This window comes from Sphingobacterium sp. BS-2 (assembly GCF_046161205.1).
Taxonomy (GTDB): Bacteria; Bacteroidota; Bacteroidia; order Sphingobacteriales; family Sphingobacteriaceae; genus Sphingobacterium; species Sphingobacterium mizutaii.
The window spans coordinates 52,607-69,729 of record NZ_JBIXGO010000009.1; the positions used below are offsets into that span (position 1 = coordinate 52,607).

General features: G+C 41.1%; 15 protein-coding genes. 9 read left to right on the forward strand and 6 right to left on the reverse strand.

All coding sequences use genetic code 11. From position 1 onward, the window contains the following. Nucleotides 1-173 precede the first annotated feature (173 nt). Complete coding sequence (locus tag ACK2WI_RS02665) at nt 174-3,572, reverse strand: DUF1080 domain-containing protein (RefSeq protein ID WP_409149697.1); 3,399 nt, start codon at nt 3,570-3,572, stop codon at nt 174-176. A gap of 11 nt (nt 3,573-3,583) precedes the next feature. Beyond that, a complete protein-coding gene (locus ACK2WI_RS02670) occupies nt 3,584-4,852 on the reverse strand; it encodes a Gfo/Idh/MocA family oxidoreductase (protein ID WP_312697889.1) in 1,269 nt (422 codons plus the stop codon). Nucleotides 4,853-5,364: 512 nt separating this feature from the next. Between ACK2WI_RS02670 and ACK2WI_RS02675 the strand changes: the two genes are divergently transcribed. Genes ACK2WI_RS02675 through ACK2WI_RS02690 form a run of 4 tightly spaced genes read left to right on the forward strand, consistent with a single transcriptional unit; the run spans nt 5,365 to nt 9,370 of the window. Continuing rightward, nucleotides 5,365-6,933 (forward strand): glycerol-3-phosphate dehydrogenase/oxidase, encoded by a 1,569-nt coding sequence (locus ACK2WI_RS02675; protein ID WP_409149698.1) that lies wholly within the window; start codon nt 5,365-5,367, stop codon nt 6,931-6,933. A 25-nt stretch (nt 6,934-6,958) separates the two neighbouring features. Next, nucleotides 6,959-8,452, forward strand: a complete 1,494-nt coding sequence (gene glpK / locus ACK2WI_RS02680; protein WP_409149699.1) for a glycerol kinase GlpK — start codon at nt 6,959-6,961, stop codon at nt 8,450-8,452. A gap of 39 nt (nt 8,453-8,491) precedes the next feature. Further along, nucleotides 8,492-9,217 (forward strand): MIP/aquaporin family protein, encoded by a 726-nt coding sequence (locus ACK2WI_RS02685; protein WP_093097432.1) that lies wholly within the window; start codon nt 8,492-8,494, stop codon nt 9,215-9,217. Nucleotides 9,218-9,223: 6 nt separating this feature from the next. Beyond that, nucleotides 9,224-9,370, forward strand: a complete 147-nt coding sequence (locus tag ACK2WI_RS02690; protein WP_312697887.1) for a hypothetical protein — start codon at nt 9,224-9,226, stop codon at nt 9,368-9,370. Here ACK2WI_RS02690 and ACK2WI_RS02695 read toward each other — a convergent pair. Next, complete coding sequence (locus ACK2WI_RS02695; protein WP_409149700.1) at nt 9,367-10,221, reverse strand: mechanosensitive ion channel family protein; 855 nt, start codon at nt 10,219-10,221, stop codon at nt 9,367-9,369. The genes ACK2WI_RS02690 and ACK2WI_RS02695 overlap by 4 nt on opposite strands. Before the next feature lie 85 nt (nt 10,222-10,306). Here ACK2WI_RS02695 and ACK2WI_RS02700 point away from each other — a divergent pair, with 85 nt between their 5' ends. Then, nucleotides 10,307-11,479: a cysteine desulfurase family protein gene (locus tag ACK2WI_RS02700; protein WP_409149701.1), complete on the forward strand. Its 1,173-nt coding sequence runs from the start codon at nt 10,307-10,309 to the stop codon at nt 11,477-11,479. Nucleotides 11,480-11,554: 75 nt separating this feature from the next. Then, nucleotides 11,555-11,881, forward strand: coding sequence for an iron-sulfur cluster assembly accessory protein (locus ACK2WI_RS02705; protein WP_093097436.1), 327 nt, complete (start codon nt 11,555-11,557; stop codon nt 11,879-11,881). A 33-nt stretch (nt 11,882-11,914) separates the two neighbouring features. Here ACK2WI_RS02705 and ACK2WI_RS02710 read toward each other — a convergent pair whose 3' ends face one another. From ACK2WI_RS02710 to ACK2WI_RS02720, 3 genes are read right to left on the reverse strand one after another with little or no spacing between them, the layout of a single operon-like run. Next, on the reverse strand, nt 11,915-12,985 hold the full coding sequence (locus ACK2WI_RS02710; RefSeq protein WP_409149702.1) for a DUF3810 domain-containing protein: 1,071 nt from the start codon (nt 12,983-12,985) through the stop codon (nt 11,915-11,917). 2 nt (nt 12,986-12,987) lie between these two features. Then, nucleotides 12,988-14,043, reverse strand: a complete 1,056-nt coding sequence (locus ACK2WI_RS02715; RefSeq protein ID WP_409149703.1) for a nucleoid-associated protein — start codon at nt 14,041-14,043, stop codon at nt 12,988-12,990. Between the two features lie 6 nt (nt 14,044-14,049). Further along, nucleotides 14,050-14,961: a histone deacetylase gene (locus tag ACK2WI_RS02720; protein ID WP_409149704.1), complete on the reverse strand. Its 912-nt coding sequence runs from the start codon at nt 14,959-14,961 to the stop codon at nt 14,050-14,052. A 409-nt stretch (nt 14,962-15,370) separates the two neighbouring features. On the opposite strand from ACK2WI_RS02720, the gene ACK2WI_RS02725 reads away from it, so the two are divergent. Genes ACK2WI_RS02725 through ACK2WI_RS02735 form a run of 3 tightly spaced genes read left to right on the forward strand, consistent with a single transcriptional unit; the run spans nt 15,371 to nt 17,110 of the window. Further along, complete coding sequence (locus ACK2WI_RS02725; protein ID WP_312697880.1) at nt 15,371-15,697, forward strand: hypothetical protein; 327 nt, start codon at nt 15,371-15,373, stop codon at nt 15,695-15,697. Between the two features lie 40 nt (nt 15,698-15,737). Next, the gene (locus ACK2WI_RS02730; RefSeq protein ID WP_313366942.1) at nt 15,738-16,394 is read left to right on the forward strand and encodes a TatD family hydrolase; all 657 of its coding nucleotides are present in this window, start codon (nt 15,738-15,740) and stop codon (nt 16,392-16,394) included. Further along, nucleotides 16,391-17,110 carry a ThiF family adenylyltransferase gene (locus tag ACK2WI_RS02735; RefSeq protein WP_409149705.1) on the forward strand — a complete coding sequence of 240 codons (720 nt, stop codon included), beginning with the start codon at nt 16,391-16,393 and terminating at the stop codon, nt 17,108-17,110. Before ACK2WI_RS02730 ends, ACK2WI_RS02735 begins: the two co-directional genes overlap by 4 nt. Nucleotides 17,111-17,123: the final 13 nt, after the last annotated feature.

Genomic DNA, 17,123 nt, shown 5'->3' on the forward strand with positions numbered 1-17,123 from the left:
ATACGAGATTACTCAGGAATATGGGAAACTGTCAGCTTTATTTTACGATAAAAAGCTCCTATTAAAGCATTATTGGGAATAAAACAGGAACATCTAAAAATCCAGCGAAAAAAACAGGGGGCTGTCCAAAATATTTGGACAGCCCCCTGTTTGGTAATATTTAAAAAATCTATTTACATTTTTTTCACTCGGATGTTACGAAGGAAAACCTCTGTACCATGGCCAAGGAAACCGATATGGCCTGAGCTATTGCTTAATCCAGGGTGACTTTTCCCATCAGCAGGACCATTCTTGGTTGCTTGTTTCAAGTCGCCATCAACAATAACTTTTCCATTGACAGTGATTTTGATCTTATCCCCTTGGATACGGATTTCTTCAGTATTCCATTCTCCAACTGGATTTAAGGCACCACGTTTCGCAGCGATGATTCCGTAAACAGAACCATGATATTGATAAGGTTTAAGATCTTTGTAAACATCAGCCCCATCATCCAAGATCTGGATTTCCATTCCTTGGTATGCTGCATCACCTTCTAATGGTGTACGGATACCCACACCATTGTTCGCTCCTGGAGTCAATTTAAATTCAAATCTATAAACGAAATCGCCATATTGATCTTTCGTATATAAGTTCTTTCCAAATTTAGCATCAGGATTCGAACGGATATAACCCTCCGGAGTGATCTCATAAGCTGGAGTACTGGTCCATTTATCTAAGTTCGTACCGTCAAAAAGCATTTCAAAACCTTCTTGTTTCTCTTGATTGCTCAAGGAGTAAACTTCTTTACGTGGAATTTCCTTGATAAAGATATCACGGTACCATACTCTTGAACCATGGGCTTGTAGCTCGATCTGTTCTGTTGGGAAGATAGATTGATTGCGGTCCCAATAGTTTTCCAATGGAACATTATCAACGACCAATTCACCATTTAACCAAACGGAAACATCTTCACCTACCATTTTGATCTTAAAGGTATTCCACTCTCCTAAAGCATTATCTGCAACCTTAATAGGGTCTTTGGCATTTTTAGCATTGTTGTATAGACCACCAGAACCTACTTGGGCACCTACCTCGGTACGGGAGATATCCCAGATCTGAACTTGTGGAGTTCCTCTTAGGTAAATACCAGCATCTGGTTCTTTACCATTAGGATCTAATTTCCAATCCACCAACATTTCAAAATCGCCGTATTTCTTAATGGTTGCGATATTGTCGCCATGACCGCTGAAAACTAAGTCTCCATTTTCTGCAGTCCAGCTTTCGCGCATCTTTTTGTCAGCTTCAACTTGTTTCTTTGCCAATTCAGCTTTTGACATATTAGCACGTTTGATCGGATTTTCAACCAAGCCTTGCCATCCTGTCAAATCTTTACCATTGAACATGGAAATGTAACCTTCACCACTTGGCATTTCAGCTAAATGACGTACAATAGCTTCTTTCAGGTAAGAGCTTTCGCTTCCTGATAGTCTAGTTGCAGCATCATTTAAGATCTTGCGAACATCAGCACCAATATAGTCCTTGTGGTCCATAGCAATATTCATGGCTACGTTTGTTGCTGACCCACCTAAATCTTTGTCATTCATGTACTGCGCAGCAAACATCAATGCTTGGTAAGTACCAGTAGATTGAAGATTGGATAAAGCCGCTCTCTTTTGTTTGACATCTTGAGCAAGCTCAAAAGCATCTTTTAACAATAAGGTTTTCTGATCAGGATTTACTTTGCTCGCATTCAATTGTTTGATCAGGCCATTGAAAATGGTATTGAAAAGTGCTGGATCTTTTTCTGTTTTGGAGAGACGGATCAAGACTGGAAGAGATTCCGAATTTGACCAGTTTGCCAAAGCTTGGATAGATTCAGCTTTCAATGGACCATTGCTACCTAAATAGTTTTCAACTGCTTTTAGTGCGTCTGTACCCCCCACTCCTGCGAAGATTGGGAAATATTTAGCAGCTGAAGGAGCAGCAGAACGTGAAATATTTGCAGCTAAACGTTGGATTTTTGCATCCTTATCTGGGCTGGCATTAATAGCATCAATTGCTGCTTGCTGTGCGTATTTTAATTCTTCACCTGAAGCATTATCCATTAATTGGATGACAGCCTCTAGATTATCTGGGTTTACGGTATTGGATAAGGCTTTGAAAGCCGCCAATTTCACTGCAGCATCCGATGAAGCCGTTAAGGGCAATACCGCAGCTGAAGAGGATGGATTTGTTCTGTGGGAAAGGACATCCAATAAAGCAACTTGTGTTTTAGCATCCGCGTTGGCTAAAGCTCCGTTTACCACATCCATTGTTCCTTTATCCTTTGAAGATAAAAGCAAGGTTTTGATCACAGCCAATTCCTTTTCAGAAGCATTTGGAATCTGTTTGATCAAGAAGTCTGAATTTGCACCTTTGGTCAAAACAGAAAGCGCATTTAAAGCAGCGATTTTAGCTTCCTCATCTTTCAATGCAGGAAAGCTCTTCTCAATAGCCTTTACTGAGCCCGTTGCGTCTTCAGTTGCCAAGAAGTTCAGTAAGCTTTCTTGCGCATCTCCATCGAATTTTCTCAAGGAGCCCGCTAATTTCACTAGGTCACTAGCCTTTGCCTCATCAGCCAATAAGCCTAGGGCTACATTGCGAAGAAGCTTGTCTTCATTCGAAGCCAATTTGATCAATTGTTTCTTCTGCTTTGCAGGGTTGATGGCCGTCAATACAGAAATAGCTCCGGCTTGGATTGTTGGAGCTTTGAATGCTGTAGCATTTTTGTATAAGGTGGTAGCAAATCTGGTTGCTTCCGCATCTTTATCTTTCTTAGCTAATCCTTCTGCATAGTCAACTGCTAAACTTGCAGCATTGGTTCTATCATATTGGTAGCTCTTCTCTTCTGCTTTCGTTAAAAAAAGTTCGGCTGAATTAGGGCCTGCAATTTTACTCAATGCAGTAAGACCCGCCAATTGGAAATTATCGGATGTATACTTCGCAATCAGCTCAATGATTTTCGCCTCTGCTTCTGTAGATTCCAACTCACCAAGTGCCGTAACGATCGCGGTAGCTGTTTTTTCAGTCGCTGAGCTGTTTAAAGCAGCATTCAAAGCACTCGCAGCTTCTGGCGTATGGATTGCATTCAGAACTCGGGCAGCCTTTTCAGCTAGGTCCTCGTCTGCCAAATAGGGTGCTACCTTTTCAATAGCATCGTTTTTAGCACAGAACTTAAGCAATTCAAAGACGTATCCTTTGTTGTTTTTGTCGGTCAATTTATCCAATGCCTCCAATAAGCCCTTCACATAGGTTGCACGCTGGCTTTCCATGTTCGGCTGCATCACAAAAAAGGCATACGAATTCGTTGCATATTCGATTGGCGCATTATTTCCTCCTTGAGGTTTCAATCCTAGCAACAGCGCTGAAACATCCTCGGAAGTAAAACCTTCCAATTCCTTCATCGCCGATAAGAACTTTGCTTGTTCTTCAGCAGGCTGTTGGGCTAATACATCGGCAATCTTGGTCGCCGTGGTGCGTCCTGAAGGTTGCTGTGCATAAGCGGCAACTTGTAAAAATAATAATGCGGCTATGGTGTTAAATACTTTTTTCATGTTTCGTAGGTTTAGAAAGACCAAGGTCCTCTCATCGGCTGGTGAATTAATCTGTTAGCTGCTTCATCATTGACAAACTCCTGTTTAGCGGAATCATAATGCAAAGTTCTGTTCAACCTAAGTGCTGCTAGCCCTAAGTTGATCAAGGTACAGGAGTAATAACCATTTTCTTCGTTCAGTGCGAATTTCTGGCGCGTACGAACTGCCTCTACGAAGTCGGTAACCTGAGGAGCTGGTTCTGGATATTGGGCCAACTTGCGTTCCAAGTCTGGGATATCCGAAACGAATCCTCTATATAGTTTTCCGTTAGGACCTTCAATGTATGCTTTTCCTTCTTCCGTTCCTTCACCGTCCAGGATAATCTGGCATCCATCTGCATAGGTATAGGTGATCTTTCTCCAAGTACCTACAGCATCGGAATGCTGTTGTGGAGCATCCACCTCAATCTTAACAGGTGATTCATTGTCTTTCCCTAAGAAATATTGAACAGGGTCCATATAGTGCTGTCCCATATCGCCCAAACCACCGCCATCGTAATCCCAATAACCACGGAAGGTCAAGTGCGTACGGTGTGCATTGTATGGTTTGTAAGGAGCTGGACCTAACCACATATCATAATCCAATTCTTTTGGAACCTGTTCCACCGGCAGGTTTGTTTTTCCTACCCAGTAGAATTTCCAGTCGAATCCTGTATGCTTGCTGATGGTCACCTTCAATGGCCAACCTAGCATACCTGTATCCACTAATTTCTTGATTTTCTTAACAGGCACATTCATGCCATAGAAATTGGCATCAAAACGGAACCATGTATTCAAACGGAAAATATTACCATGCTGTTTTACAGCCTCTTTCACTCTTTTACCTTCTCCGATAGTTCTGGTCATTGGTTTCTCACACCAGATATCTTTTCCGGAGCGAGCAGCCTCGACAGCCATCAATCCGTGCCAGTGAGGTGGCGTAGCGATGTGAACAATATCCACTTCAGGATTAGAGATCAAATCACGGAAGTCATGGTGTTCTTTAACCCCTCCACCCAATGCTTTTTGTGCTATTGCTAAGTGGCGGGTATCCACGTCACAGATAGCTACTGTCTTGGTACCGGCGTACTCAAAGTGTCCACGTCCCATAGAGCCGACACCGATTACCCCTTTTGTCAAGTGATCGCTGGGAGCTAGATAGCCTTTTCCAAGTACAAAACGAGGCACAATAGTAAATGCTGCTGCCCCAATCAACGATTTCTTGATAAAATCGCGCCTAGAAGTATTATTGTTTTCTTTCATAAAATTTATGATTCAACTGGATATAACAAACTCTTTCCTTGCCACGAACATCTTCCTCTCTGGGAAATTGATTCAGCAAAAAATTAGATTATTGTATCATAAAAATTGTATAAATAGATTTAGTTTCACAAGTGTAGGAAAACTTTTCAGTTTTCGTTTATCACATTCGGTCATTACTTTATTAATTTAAGTCATATATCTTAATTTCTGTACAATGGGATTTAGTCAAACGTTTGCGTAAATGAATTATTACTTAGTGTCATAATGGTAGATATCGCCTTTACTTCAAAACAATATTAAAGATAATTAAATATAAATAAAGCTGGGTTTTTACATAATTCAAGTTTTATTTATATTGGCTTAACATCAAAAATAAGAATAAAATTCCTTTAAAAAAGAACGGTTTACGCCTTTTTTCGCACAATATACAAGACGTTAATTTTTTGTAAACTCCTCTGGATGGATTTAATTTCTTCTTAAAAATTCTTACATTTAGCATAAAACCCATTTACATGCTCGCTGGAATCAACAGATCAGATCAACTCAATAAATTAAAGGAATCAACAATTTGGGATATGGTAGTCATCGGAGGTGGTGCTACCGGCTTAGGAACGGCAGTGGATGCCGCCAGTAGAGGTTTCAAGGTCCTATTGATAGAAAAATATGACTTTGCCAAAGGAACCTCTAGCAAAAGCACCAAATTGGTCCATGGTGGAGTCCGTTACTTAGCCAATGGTGATATCAAATTAGTTATGGGTGCCTTGAGAGAACGAGGCCTGATCTTTAAAAATGCCCCACACGTTTCTTCCGTACAATCCTTTGTTATCCCTGTCTACTCGACATTTAGCAAACTGAAATATTTAATTGGCCTGAAGCTCTATGATTGGCTTGCAGGCAGTCTCCGAATCGGGAATTCGGAAGGCCTCTCTAAAGGGGAAGTCATCCAAAAATTGCCGCACATCAAGACCAAAAGCCTTAAAGGTGGCATCTTGTATTATGATGGCCAATTCGACGATGCTAGGTTGGCCGTAAACTTGGGCCAGACCGCTTTTGAACATGGTGCGACCGTATTGAACTATATGGAAGCGATAGAAATCCATAAGAATGAGCAGGGAAAAGTCAATGGTATCAGCATAAGAGATACTGAAACTAGCGAAACCTATCATATTAAAGCTAAGACGGTTATCAATGCGACGGGCGTTTTTGTGGATGATATCTTGAAGATGGACTCCCCTGCGCATAAGAACTTGGTTCGCCCAAGTCAAGGTTCGCATATTGTCATTGACCAGAAGTTCTTGGATGGTATCGACGCCTTGATGATTCCAGAAACCAGTGACGGCCGGGTTCTCTTTGGGGTGCCATGGCATGGGAAAGTGCTATTGGGGACCACAGATATCCCGATCAAGGATCATATGAACGAGCCTCGCCCGATGGAAGATGAAATCAACTTTATCTTGGAGACCGCAGACAGCTATTTAAACCCTGCACCGAAGCGTGAGGATATCTTGGCTATTTATGCGGGATTAAGGCCATTGGCTGCTCCAAAAGATGATGATGAAAGCACAAAGGAGATTTCTAGGGACCATAAGCTTATCCACTCTGAATCGGATTTGATCACGATCACTGGAGGTAAATGGACAACTTACCGTAAAATGGCTGAAGACACCGTCAATATGGCCATTCAGATCGGTAAACTGAAGGATGTACCATGCAGGACGAAAAGCTTGCCGATCCATGGTTCTACACCCGATGTATATCATGCACATTGGAATCTTTATGGTAAGGACTATCAAGCCATACAGCAACTGATCCAAGAGGATGAGTCATTGCGCGAATTGCTCGTGGATGGCTATGAGTACAACGCTGCTGAAGTCGTTTGGGCCTGCCGCTACGAAATGGTCAGGAAGGTTGAAGATTTCCTTGGCAGACGTTGTCGTCTATTGCTTCTAGACGCTGAAGCATCAATGAAGGCCGCTCCTAAAGTGGCTGAAATAATGGCCAAAGAATTAGGGAAACCTGAAGGATGGGCACAAGAAGAAGTTAACCAATACATTGAACTAGCTAAACGCTACACACTATAATTCAAGACTATATAAACCTTAGAGAATGAAAGAATATATTGTTGCATTAGATCAAGGAACGACAAGCTCAAGGGCAATTTTATTTAACAAGAAGGGTGATATCGTGAATATTGCCCAGAAGGAATTTCAACAGATCTACCCTAAATCTGGATGGGTAGAACATGATCCGCAAGAGATTTGGTCTAGCCAGATGGCGGTTTTCACTGAAGCTTTGGCGAAATCCAAGACCAAGTTGGAATCCATCAAAGGAATCGGGATCACCAACCAACGGGAAACCACCGTGGTTTGGAACCGTAGGACTGGAGAACCGATCTATAATGCAATCGTATGGCAAGATCGAAGAACTGCTGACTATTGTGCCAAGCTGATCCAGGATGGACACTTGGACATGGTTCAGGAGAAAACTGGTTTGCTGATCGATTCTTACTTCTCTGCTACCAAGATTAAATGGATCCTGGACAATGTGAAAGGGGCAAGAAAGCTTGCAGAACGCAAGGAGCTTGCTTTTGGAACCATTGATTCCTGGTTGATCTGGAACTTGACCAATGGCGAAAAACATGTTACAGATGTGACAAACGCATCGAGGACCATGCTATACAATATCAATGTGTTAAAGTGGGACAAGGAATTATTGGAATTATTTGATATTCCGGAGTCCTTATTACCGGAGGTTAAGAGTTCATCGGAGGTTTATGGTGAAACTTCTACGGAATTGGGCAGCCGTCCTATTCCGATTGCCGGTATCGCTGGGGATCAACAGGCAGCTTTATTTGGCCAGATGTGTATCAAAAAGGGAATGGCAAAGAACACCTATGGAACAGGCTGTTTCTTGTTAATGAACATTGGTAACAAGCCTGTAAAGTCTGAAAACAAACTGGTAACGACCATTGGTTGGAAAATCGGGAAAGAGGTGGTCTATGCACTTGAAGGCAGTATTTTTATCGGAGGAGCGGTTGTTCAATGGCTGAGAGATGAATTAAAGATTATCAAAAAATCAAGTGATGTGGAAGCTTTGGCCAGCAGTGTTGACACCACGGATGGCGTCTATCTCGTTCCAGCCTTTGCTGGATTGGGCGCTCCACATTGGAACCCGAATGCGAGAGGTACCATCTTTGGGATCTCAAGAGGAACTACTGATGCCCATATCGCTAGAGCGGCGATTGAAAGTATTGCCTACCAGACCCATGATATCCTGAAAGCGATGGAAGCTGATTCGAAAACCAAGATCAAGGAATTGCGCGTGGATGGTGGAGCGACACAGAATCAATTTCTTTTGCAATTCCAGGCGGATATATTAAAATCTACGGTGGTAAGACCTAAAATAACGGAAACAACCGCAATGGGGGCAGCATTTCTAGCAGGTCTTGCCGTTGGGTTCTGGAAAGATTTAGCTGAACTGCAAGAATTGTGGCAAGAAGACAAACGCATTGAAAACAACAAGTCTGCAAAGCTTGACAAGAACCTTGAAGAATGGAATCGCGCGGTAAATGCAGTCATTTACTGGTCGAATAACGCTTAATACCTATTTGATAACATATTACTATAACTAAACCTAGAAATGACACCATTTATAGCTGAACTTGTTGGCACCGCCGTAATGATACTCTTGGGGGGCGGAGTTGTTGCCAATGTTGTATTGAACAAAACGAAAGGAAATGATTCAGGATGGATCGTAATCACTACTGCATGGGCTTTGGCCGTATTTGTAGGAGTAAACATAGCTGCTCCTTATTCAGGTGCCCACTTAAACTGTGCAGTGACCATAGCGAATTTAGCATTGGGTAAAATGGACCTCGCTACTTCCCTATCCTATATTGGGGCTCAATTCTTGGGAGCAATGATTGGAGCAACGGTGGTATGGTTGGTCTACAAAAGTCATTTTGATGCCACAGAAGACCCTGGAGCAAAACAAGCGGTATTCTGTACAGAACCCGCTATCCGAAACCTGCCTATCAATTTGATTTCAGAGGTGGTTGGAACTTTTGTTTTGATCTTCACTATCCTTCATTTTACAGATGCCAAGCTTTCTGATGATACGGTTGTAGGCTTAGGTTCCATTGGAGCCATCCCTGTTGCCTTCTTAGTTTGGGTTATTGGGCTTTCCTTAGGGGGAACTACTGGTTATGCCATCAATCCGGCAAGGGACTTAGGTCCAAGGATCATCCATGCGATACTCCCGATAAGGAACAAAGCTGGATTTGATGCAGGTTATGCTTGGGTACCGGTTCTTGGTCCAATTATTGGGGCATTATTAGCTGTAGGTCTGAATTTATTGATTCACTAAAAAGATATGAAAAAAGGATTCTTTAGGATTTTGAACAAAATCAACCAGAAAGTACTTCCAAAGTATAGCAAGGAGGATCCTTCTAAACTAAGTAAGCTACAACAGGCTGTTGTAGCTTACCGGTATTATGTATTGATAAATTCGATGGATTAGGAAACGGCTTTGTCCTTTTCGTCATCCCCAGGAGTTTCATCAATGATCTTAACCACATTTGAAGGGAAGACCATATTCTTTCCATCCAGCACATTTTTGATATCCTCGCCTATCTGATTCTTGGTTGCCCAGAATACTTCACGATTAGCCCATGCCCTCACCACTAAACTGATACCGGTCTCTTTCAGGTCCCCTACGATTACCTCTTTCTTAGGCGCATCTAGAATTCTTTCATCTGAATTCAATACCGAAAGGATAGCCTCGCGAGCTACTTTGATGTTAGTATCATAGGAAAGAACAAAAGTGAACTGCATCCTACGGGCTGTGATTTTTGTATAGTTCTTGATAACCGAATTCGCCAAGGTGCCATTCGGGCTAAATACACGGATTCCATCGTCATCGATAATGGTGGTATACAAGAGGTCGATCCTTTCGACGGATCCCGAAGAACCATTGGCACTCGAAATATAATCGCCGACATCAAATGGTCTGAAAATAAGAATCAAAACCCCTCCAGCAAAGTTGGACAGACTACCTTGCAAGGCCATACCTACTGCCAATCCGAAAGCAGACAAGGCCGCAATAAACGATGTGGTTTCAATACCCATGGTATTTGCTACCGTGAGGATCAAAAGCGCATACATTGCAAACTTCATCAAGCTCTTGATAAAGGATCGGATCGAAATGTCAACATCCTTTTTCACAAATCGCTTGTCGATAAATCTCAGAACGAATTTAATGACGTAACGGCCAATAAATAGGATAAAAAAACCAACGGCTATACTCGGGATTTTAAGAAGGATTACGTCGAACAACTTCTCAAGGCTGGATTCTAAGTTTGCAAAGTTCATTTTCTTGCTGTGATAATTTAGCCCAAAAATAAAAAAATAGTCTTTTATTCAGTAGATGGCTTAATATTTTAAATAACTTTAACATATGGACTACTGCTATTTTGATAATAACGCCACCAGTAAGATAGATGATCAGGTCTTTAAAGCCATGCTAACCTATTTAAAGGATTCTTATGGAAATGCTTCCAGTATACAGCATAAATTAGGACGGCAGGCAAACCACGCTATCGAGAAGGCTCGCATACAGGTTGCTGACTTACTGAACGTAAACCCTAAAGAAATTTATTTCAGTTCGGGAGCAACAGAATCCATAAACACCGTAATCAAGGGAATCAGCAAGGCATACCAATCTAAAGGCAACCATATCATCACTTCCAGCGCGGAGCATAAAGCTGTATTAAGCAGCTGCCAAGCGGTTGAAAAAGAAGGCATGAAGGTTAGCTATCTTTCAGTTAACAAGTTTGGGGTAATCGACCTGGAAGAACTTAAAAACACCATTACGGATCAAACGGTCTTGGTTTGTATAATGGCTGCCAATAATGAAACAGGTGTACTGCAACCCATTGAGGAAATTGCAGAGATCTGTTCCAATAAGGACGTTCTTTTTTTCTGCGATGCCACCCAATGGATAGGAAAGCTTCCTTTGGATCTCTCAAATATCCCTATTGATATACTTTGTATGAGTGCCCATAAAATTCATGGTCCCAAGGGAATTGGCGGCCTGTATATCCGCAGAAAGTCTAAACCCATACAGATTCCCGCATTGATCGTTGGAGGCAAGCAGGAATCAGGATTTCGAGGTGGAACTTATCCAGTCCATCAAATTGTTGGCTTAGGAGAGGCCGCTAACCAAATCAATTTTGAACATAAGGACGTTGGAGAAATAAGAGATTATTTTGAAAAGAGACTTTTAGAAGAGATTGAGGAAAGTGAAATCAAAACACTAGGCAGCAATCGATTACCTAACACTAGCAATGTGCATATCAAACATGTAAAAGCAACTGAATTAATGACCAAACTCCCAACACTAGCTCTTTCCTCAGGTTCTGCTTGTGTCTCTGGTGATCGTGATCCATCCCATGTGTTAAAGGCTATGGGCTATACCGACGATGAGGCTTATTGCAGCCTTCGGTTCAGCTTTAGTAAATACAATAGCATGGAAGAAATTGACTATGCGATTCCACTCATAAAAGCAGCCTGTGAAAGCATTAGAAAGGATTCACCTATATGGGAGATGTACAAGGAGGGATTAATTTGACAGAAGAAAGATGATTGAAATCATATTTCATATTTGTTTTATGTATTTTTGTAGAATTATTCAAAGGAGAAAAACATGGTTACCGTAACTGATAAAGCAAAAGAACGTATAAGCGCAATTATTAAGGAGGAGAACTACGATAACACTTATTTCGTACGTGTTGCTGTTGAAAGCGGTGGTTGCTCTGGCCTGTCTTACAAACTGAACTTCGATAATGAAGAGAAAAAAGGAGATCAGTTTTTCGAGGACAACGGAGTAAAGATCTGTTTGGACATCAAATCATACCTTTATTTAGCAGGAACAGAATTGGATTACACCGATGGATTGACTGGAAAAGGTTTTGAATTCCATAATCCTAATGCATCAAGAACTTGTGCTTGCGGAGAGAGTTTCTCTGTATAAGAAAAAATAAAATCGATAAAAAGGCTAGCTGGATCAGTTAGCCTTTTTTATTTCCCAAGCTATGATCAATCTGCTGACCATGCCATACCTTGCCATTCCCTCAATCTGATTATTATGCTTCAGGTATTGGTTGTAAAACAAACCTGAAACATCAGAAATCCAACCTGTATAGCGCATCCAGTAATCTTGGTCTTGCTTAATATCTGCCTTCACCTTAGGAGAAAGCTTCTCTTTAAAGACCTCAAACTTCGATCGATCCACCAAATACAAGGTCCTTAGCAGGTAGGTCACACTTTCATAATAGGCAGCATATTGATACCAAGGATCAGAATGGTCCTTCAATTTAACAAAGGCTATAAAATTACATTCGTCCTCAAATCCTATCCCCATCTGATGGGAAAGCTCATGTGCCACGGTGAAAGGATAACTGGTCTTCGGCATTTCTGCATTGATATGGGCTTCGTTGCTAAATGGGTTGAAATACCCTGACACCCCAAAATATGAGGCCATAGGCCCAATCAATGGTGTTTTTATCTTAACCTGTGATTTTGTAAGCATAGGAAAAGTATGGTCCTGTTTCATCAATTCCTGAATCTGTTGGTCCGCCTTCTCCCTATCCTGATCAGTGATATCTATTTGCTCGCGAAGTGCATTAGCTTTGCTAATATGAGCCTCCAATACTGAAAGATGGCCTTCCAGAATGATGGTATCTACTTTGATATCGAGCTGTTTACTGATTGGAATTCGATAATAATTCAAAGCCCAGGCAGCGTAAAAGAAGATATAGAAACTGAGCAACAGGCCTATAAACCTGAGGAACTGCCGACCAGATTGGGAAAACTGCTTCTTGAAGAGCAAAAGAATAGTCTTCAATAGATTCCATCCAAGAAGGATAAAAACCAAGGCATAGATCAAGTCGCCAATACTAAAGGGCAGCCATCCAAAGAGAAACCTTGGGATATAAACATAAATTGGGTAGAAACCGCGGCTATAGGCGCTTTCTACCCAATTAGAATTAGATTGCAAGATCTGTAAGCCCAATATCAGCAAAATACAGATGCCAATCCATTTGTAATACTGCTTATTTGACTTAGGTCTTGCCATAACTAATCTTCGTTTTCGAAATATAGTTTATAATAATTCATTCCCTTATCCTCATCATAGCCCTTTTCTAGGAGCTCCCGCTTACCATGCACATAAATATGGAAGTTTTTATCCAGTTTAAGCACAGATTTATAGCTACTTGCCATTTTCTTCACGGCAGGAGCTGCAATATCAAAGTTTGATTGGAAAGGCGTTTCAAATTCATCTTCAAAATTGCTCTTATAATCCTTGAACAAGGAAATAGCATCTGGATTACCAATTACCTCTTCGTTGAATTCATCCTCCACAAAGGTCTCCTTGGTTTTGAAATAATTCATCGAACGATTCATCAGATCAATTTTATCAGCTTTGTCCATATCAAATACCTCATCAATCTTGTCATTGACAAAGTTTTTATAGACTTTCATCAGATTCCCGGTCTGTTGGTAATTATCATTTCTGGTCTTCAGCTTCAAGAAATCATCCTTCCAATAAACTGCTTCCGAACCATTGGTTGGATCTACACAGAGCACTTTATAGCCCTCCTCCTCTTCAACATTTACAATGACAACCCCTTTATCCAGTTTATTGATATTGATCGCCTTCTCCTCATAATTCACACCTAGGCCGGATGCCTCGGTATAAACTTTTAAATAAGCTTCCTTATTTTCAGACTTAAAGATTCCGATCGCTTTATGCTCCTCTCCTTCCAATTGCACATTATCTAGAGCTACGACATATAATTCCCCAGATTTGATCTTAGGATGCTCCGTCACCTCATAAAGAAACTTAGCGATGGATTTCGAGAACTCCACAAATCCTAGATCTCCCGAAAAATACTGTCTAGAGAAGTAAAAAACCTCATTCAATTCTAAGGTATCATTAGGATGGTAAAACCGATACACTTCATTGGCCTTTGCAAATGGCTTCATAAAATATTGCATCAACAAGTCTGCTAATATCTCATCAGATTTAACATCTACTTCTTCCTCAGATAGGGTAAAATACTCGTCTTGGCTCTTGTTTCCTACATGATGGATAATCAGGTTCAGGAAACTAGCATCTTGGTGAAAAAACATAATTCTTTATAAATCGTAAATATCTATGGCGGTCCTGTAGGTGTTAACATGCGCATTGACGATATCCTTGATATGGACAGAATACCCTCCACCCATACTCACCTCGACAGGGACCTTAAATTTCTTGCAATATTGAAACACAACGGCATCTCTCTTTCGGCAGCCCTCCATACTCAGCTGAAACTTCCCAAGCTTATCGGTCGCCAAAACATCAACCCCAGATTGAAAATAAACAAAATCAGGTTCAACTTCATCAAATAATTTGGGGAGCCTATCTTCTAATATGGAAAGATACTCTTCATCTTCGATACCATCATGCAAAGGGATATCATAATGAGATTTCTCCTTCTTGAATGGAAAGTTTTTCTCTCCATGAATAGAGAAAGTGATGATATCAGGATGGTCCTCAAAGATATGGGCAGTCCCATTTCCTTGATGCACATCCAAGTCTATGATCAAGATCTTCTTTGCTAGACCTTCATGGTACAGATAAGCTGCTGCAACAGCTTGATCATTCAGCAGGCAGAAGCCTTCGCCGAAATCTCTACCCGCGTGATGGGTTCCACCAGCGGTATTGAAGGAAACCCCAGTTTTCATGGCTTCTAGCGAAGCCTTAATGGTTCCATCAATCAAGTACCTTTCTCGGGCAACCAGCGATTCAGTCATCGGAAAACCAATCCTACGGACCATCTTGGGGTCCAAGGTCAGGTTTAATAGATCGTCGGTGTATTTCTTGTCATGTGCTAGGTAAATCACTTCTTTATCAACCAATTTAGGCTCAAAGAAAGACTCTTTCCCCACCAAACCTTCATAAATTAATTGTTCAGGAATGAGCTCATATTTCAACATAGGGAAGCGATGTCCTTCTGGCAAAGGTTGTATATAAGCAGTATGATGGGCGATTTTTAGCAATTCCAAGATTTTGAAACGAAGATATGCAATCCTTGAGCAAAATTAAATCCCTCCTTAAAAATCTTCTCAGCTATTGCTATTTTCAACTCATTAACTTAACTTTAATACAACACTAGCTAGCTGAATCTCATTTAGTTACTAGAAAGTTTGACCATTATAAACAATTTATCATCAGGAGGTAATATGTTCAACAAGAAAAACAACTCCTCAAAAAATGAGTCCCAGCCATCTGGGAAGCATCCATTTATCAAAAGTCTGAAAGCTAAACTGATAGCAGAAAGGAAAAAGGATATCATGAAATTGATTATGGAGGACCTTAGGCACAATAACTTTGTTTTTAGTAATAATTAACCCATTATTAAAACGAAATAACGCGATTTCTGTTATACAGTTAGATACCTAGACATGTAGCATTATGGTAATAGATATTAATTCGCTATTAGGAGCAGAAATCGTAAAAACTGAGGAAGACTCCAAGTCGCAGACACTTTTTGTATCCCTACTTCTGGATGACGATGCCGGACATCATGGTCATGAACGAAAAATGAAGTTCGACCAAGTCACCCATTACTCCCGGTCTGAAATTGCGCATGAAGGCTATCCCGTGATCCTGGAGATATCCGAAACTGTCCCTGAAATCGAAAAGAACTTCGACAACGACCACAACCGCAAACGTTTTAAAATAGATACCACCTCGGGAATCATCATCCTAGAATTTGAACGCGTAGAAATAATGGAGTAGTTTTTGCAAAAAATATCATTAGTTTAGAATCAAAATCTATATGTTGCTGATCGATATTCATACCCACAAACATTCAGAACCTGATCCTGGTGTCCTGACCTTACCCAATGTCATTGTATCCAAGGAGTCTATCTACAGAAAGCCTTGCAGTGCAGGTATCCATCCATGGTATATTGATGAGAATTTTGACCTGCAGTTTGAAACCTTAAAACGCTATCAAGCGCAGGAAGGTGTGATAGCCGTCGGGGAATGTGGTTTAGATAAAATGACCTCTACCCCTTGGGAAAAGCAGGTTATGGCATTTGAAAAGCAGATCGAATTAGCCAACGAAATCAACAAACCCATAATAATACATTGTGTTAGAGCCTATTCAGAGGTCTTCAGCTCACTGACTGCTAAACATAACAAAGTTCCCGTTATGATGCATGGCTATGCAAAAAACTGGGCATTAGCAGAAACCCTTCTTAAAAATGGCTATTATCTATCCTTAGGCCCACATATCCTACAGGGCGGAATGTTGGAGGTCATCCGCAATATCCCTCTCGATCGTGTTTTCTTAGAATGTGACGATAAGAATGCGAAAATCTCTGAAATTTATGCTTATTTTTGCCGCGCCAGAAAACTGTCTATGCAGGAACTGGAGCAGCAGATCTTGCTGAATTTCAAGAAGGTTTTTAATTATAGTATAAAAGAATGATGGATATATCATGGCTTTCTCGCACCGAAGCACTTGTCGGTAGAGAGGCTCTGGAGAAATTGGCAAACTCACATGTCATGGTACTTGGTCTAGGCGGTGTAGGTTCCTTTGCCGCTGAATTTATTGCAAGGTCTGGTGTAGGGAAAATGACCATTATCGATGGTGATACCGTAGATCCGAGCAATAGGAATAGGCAATTACCTGCTTTGGCAACTAATCATGGCGAATCAAAGGCCCAAATCATGAAAGAGAGACTTTTGGCAATCAATCCTGAACTGGAATTGAATGTCGTGCAAGAATTTATCTTGCCGCAGAGCATCCCCGGTCTATTGGAACTAAAACCTGATTACTGCGTAGAAGCAATTGATAGCATTACCCCAAAATTATTCTTTATCCGTTTAGCATTGGACTCACAGATTCCATTTGTCAGTTCCATGGGTGCAGGTGGTAAAGTCGATCCTACTAAAATCCGCGTAGCCGATATTGGCAGTACCTTCAACTGCAAGCTTGCACAGCATATCCGCAAAAAACTCAAAAAACACGGCATAAAAAAAGGAGTCAAAGTTGTTTTCTCAACCGAACTCCCAGATAAAGACTCTCTATTGTACACCGATGGCAGCAATTTCAAAAAATCTGCCTACGGAACTATGTCCTACCTCCCAGCAGCATTCGGTGGCACCTTAGCCTCCGTAGCTATCAGGGATTTAATGGCGTGAAAGTAGTATTTTG

What these genes read in the sequence shown, in the direction of transcription:
- ACK2WI_RS02675 (WP_409149698.1), top strand. Translation starts at nt 5,365, where the DNA reads ATGCTCGCTGGAATCAACAGATCAGATCAACTCAATAAATTAAAGGAA.
- ACK2WI_RS02690 (WP_312697887.1), top strand. Translation starts at nt 9,224, where the DNA reads ATGAAAAAAGGATTCTTTAGGATTTTGAACAAAATCAACCAGAAAGTA.
- ACK2WI_RS02730 (WP_313366942.1), top strand. Translation starts at nt 15,738, where the DNA reads ATGTTGCTGATCGATATTCATACCCACAAACATTCAGAACCTGATCCT.
- ACK2WI_RS02715 (WP_409149703.1), bottom strand. Translation starts at nt 14,043, where the DNA reads ATGTTTTTTCACCAAGATGCTAGTTTCCTGAACCTGATTATCCATCAT.
- ACK2WI_RS02705 (WP_093097436.1), top strand. Translation starts at nt 11,555, where the DNA reads ATGGTTACCGTAACTGATAAAGCAAAAGAACGTATAAGCGCAATTATT.
- ACK2WI_RS02695 (WP_409149700.1), bottom strand. Translation starts at nt 10,221, where the DNA reads ATGAACTTTGCAAACTTAGAATCCAGCCTTGAGAAGTTGTTCGACGTA.
- glpK (WP_409149699.1), top strand. Translation starts at nt 6,959, where the DNA reads ATGAAAGAATATATTGTTGCATTAGATCAAGGAACGACAAGCTCAAGG.
- ACK2WI_RS02710 (WP_409149702.1), bottom strand. Translation starts at nt 12,985, where the DNA reads ATGGCAAGACCTAAGTCAAATAAGCAGTATTACAAATGGATTGGCATC.
- ACK2WI_RS02700 (WP_409149701.1), top strand. Translation starts at nt 10,307, where the DNA reads ATGGACTACTGCTATTTTGATAATAACGCCACCAGTAAGATAGATGAT.
- ACK2WI_RS02725 (WP_312697880.1), top strand. Translation starts at nt 15,371, where the DNA reads ATGGTAATAGATATTAATTCGCTATTAGGAGCAGAAATCGTAAAAACT.
- ACK2WI_RS02685 (WP_093097432.1), top strand. Translation starts at nt 8,492, where the DNA reads ATGACACCATTTATAGCTGAACTTGTTGGCACCGCCGTAATGATACTC.
- ACK2WI_RS02670 (WP_312697889.1), bottom strand. Translation starts at nt 4,852, where the DNA reads ATGAAAGAAAACAATAATACTTCTAGGCGCGATTTTATCAAGAAATCG.
- ACK2WI_RS02665 (WP_409149697.1), bottom strand. Translation starts at nt 3,572, where the DNA reads ATGAAAAAAGTATTTAACACCATAGCCGCATTATTATTTTTACAAGTT.
- ACK2WI_RS02735 (WP_409149705.1), top strand. Translation starts at nt 16,391, where the DNA reads ATGATGGATATATCATGGCTTTCTCGCACCGAAGCACTTGTCGGTAGA.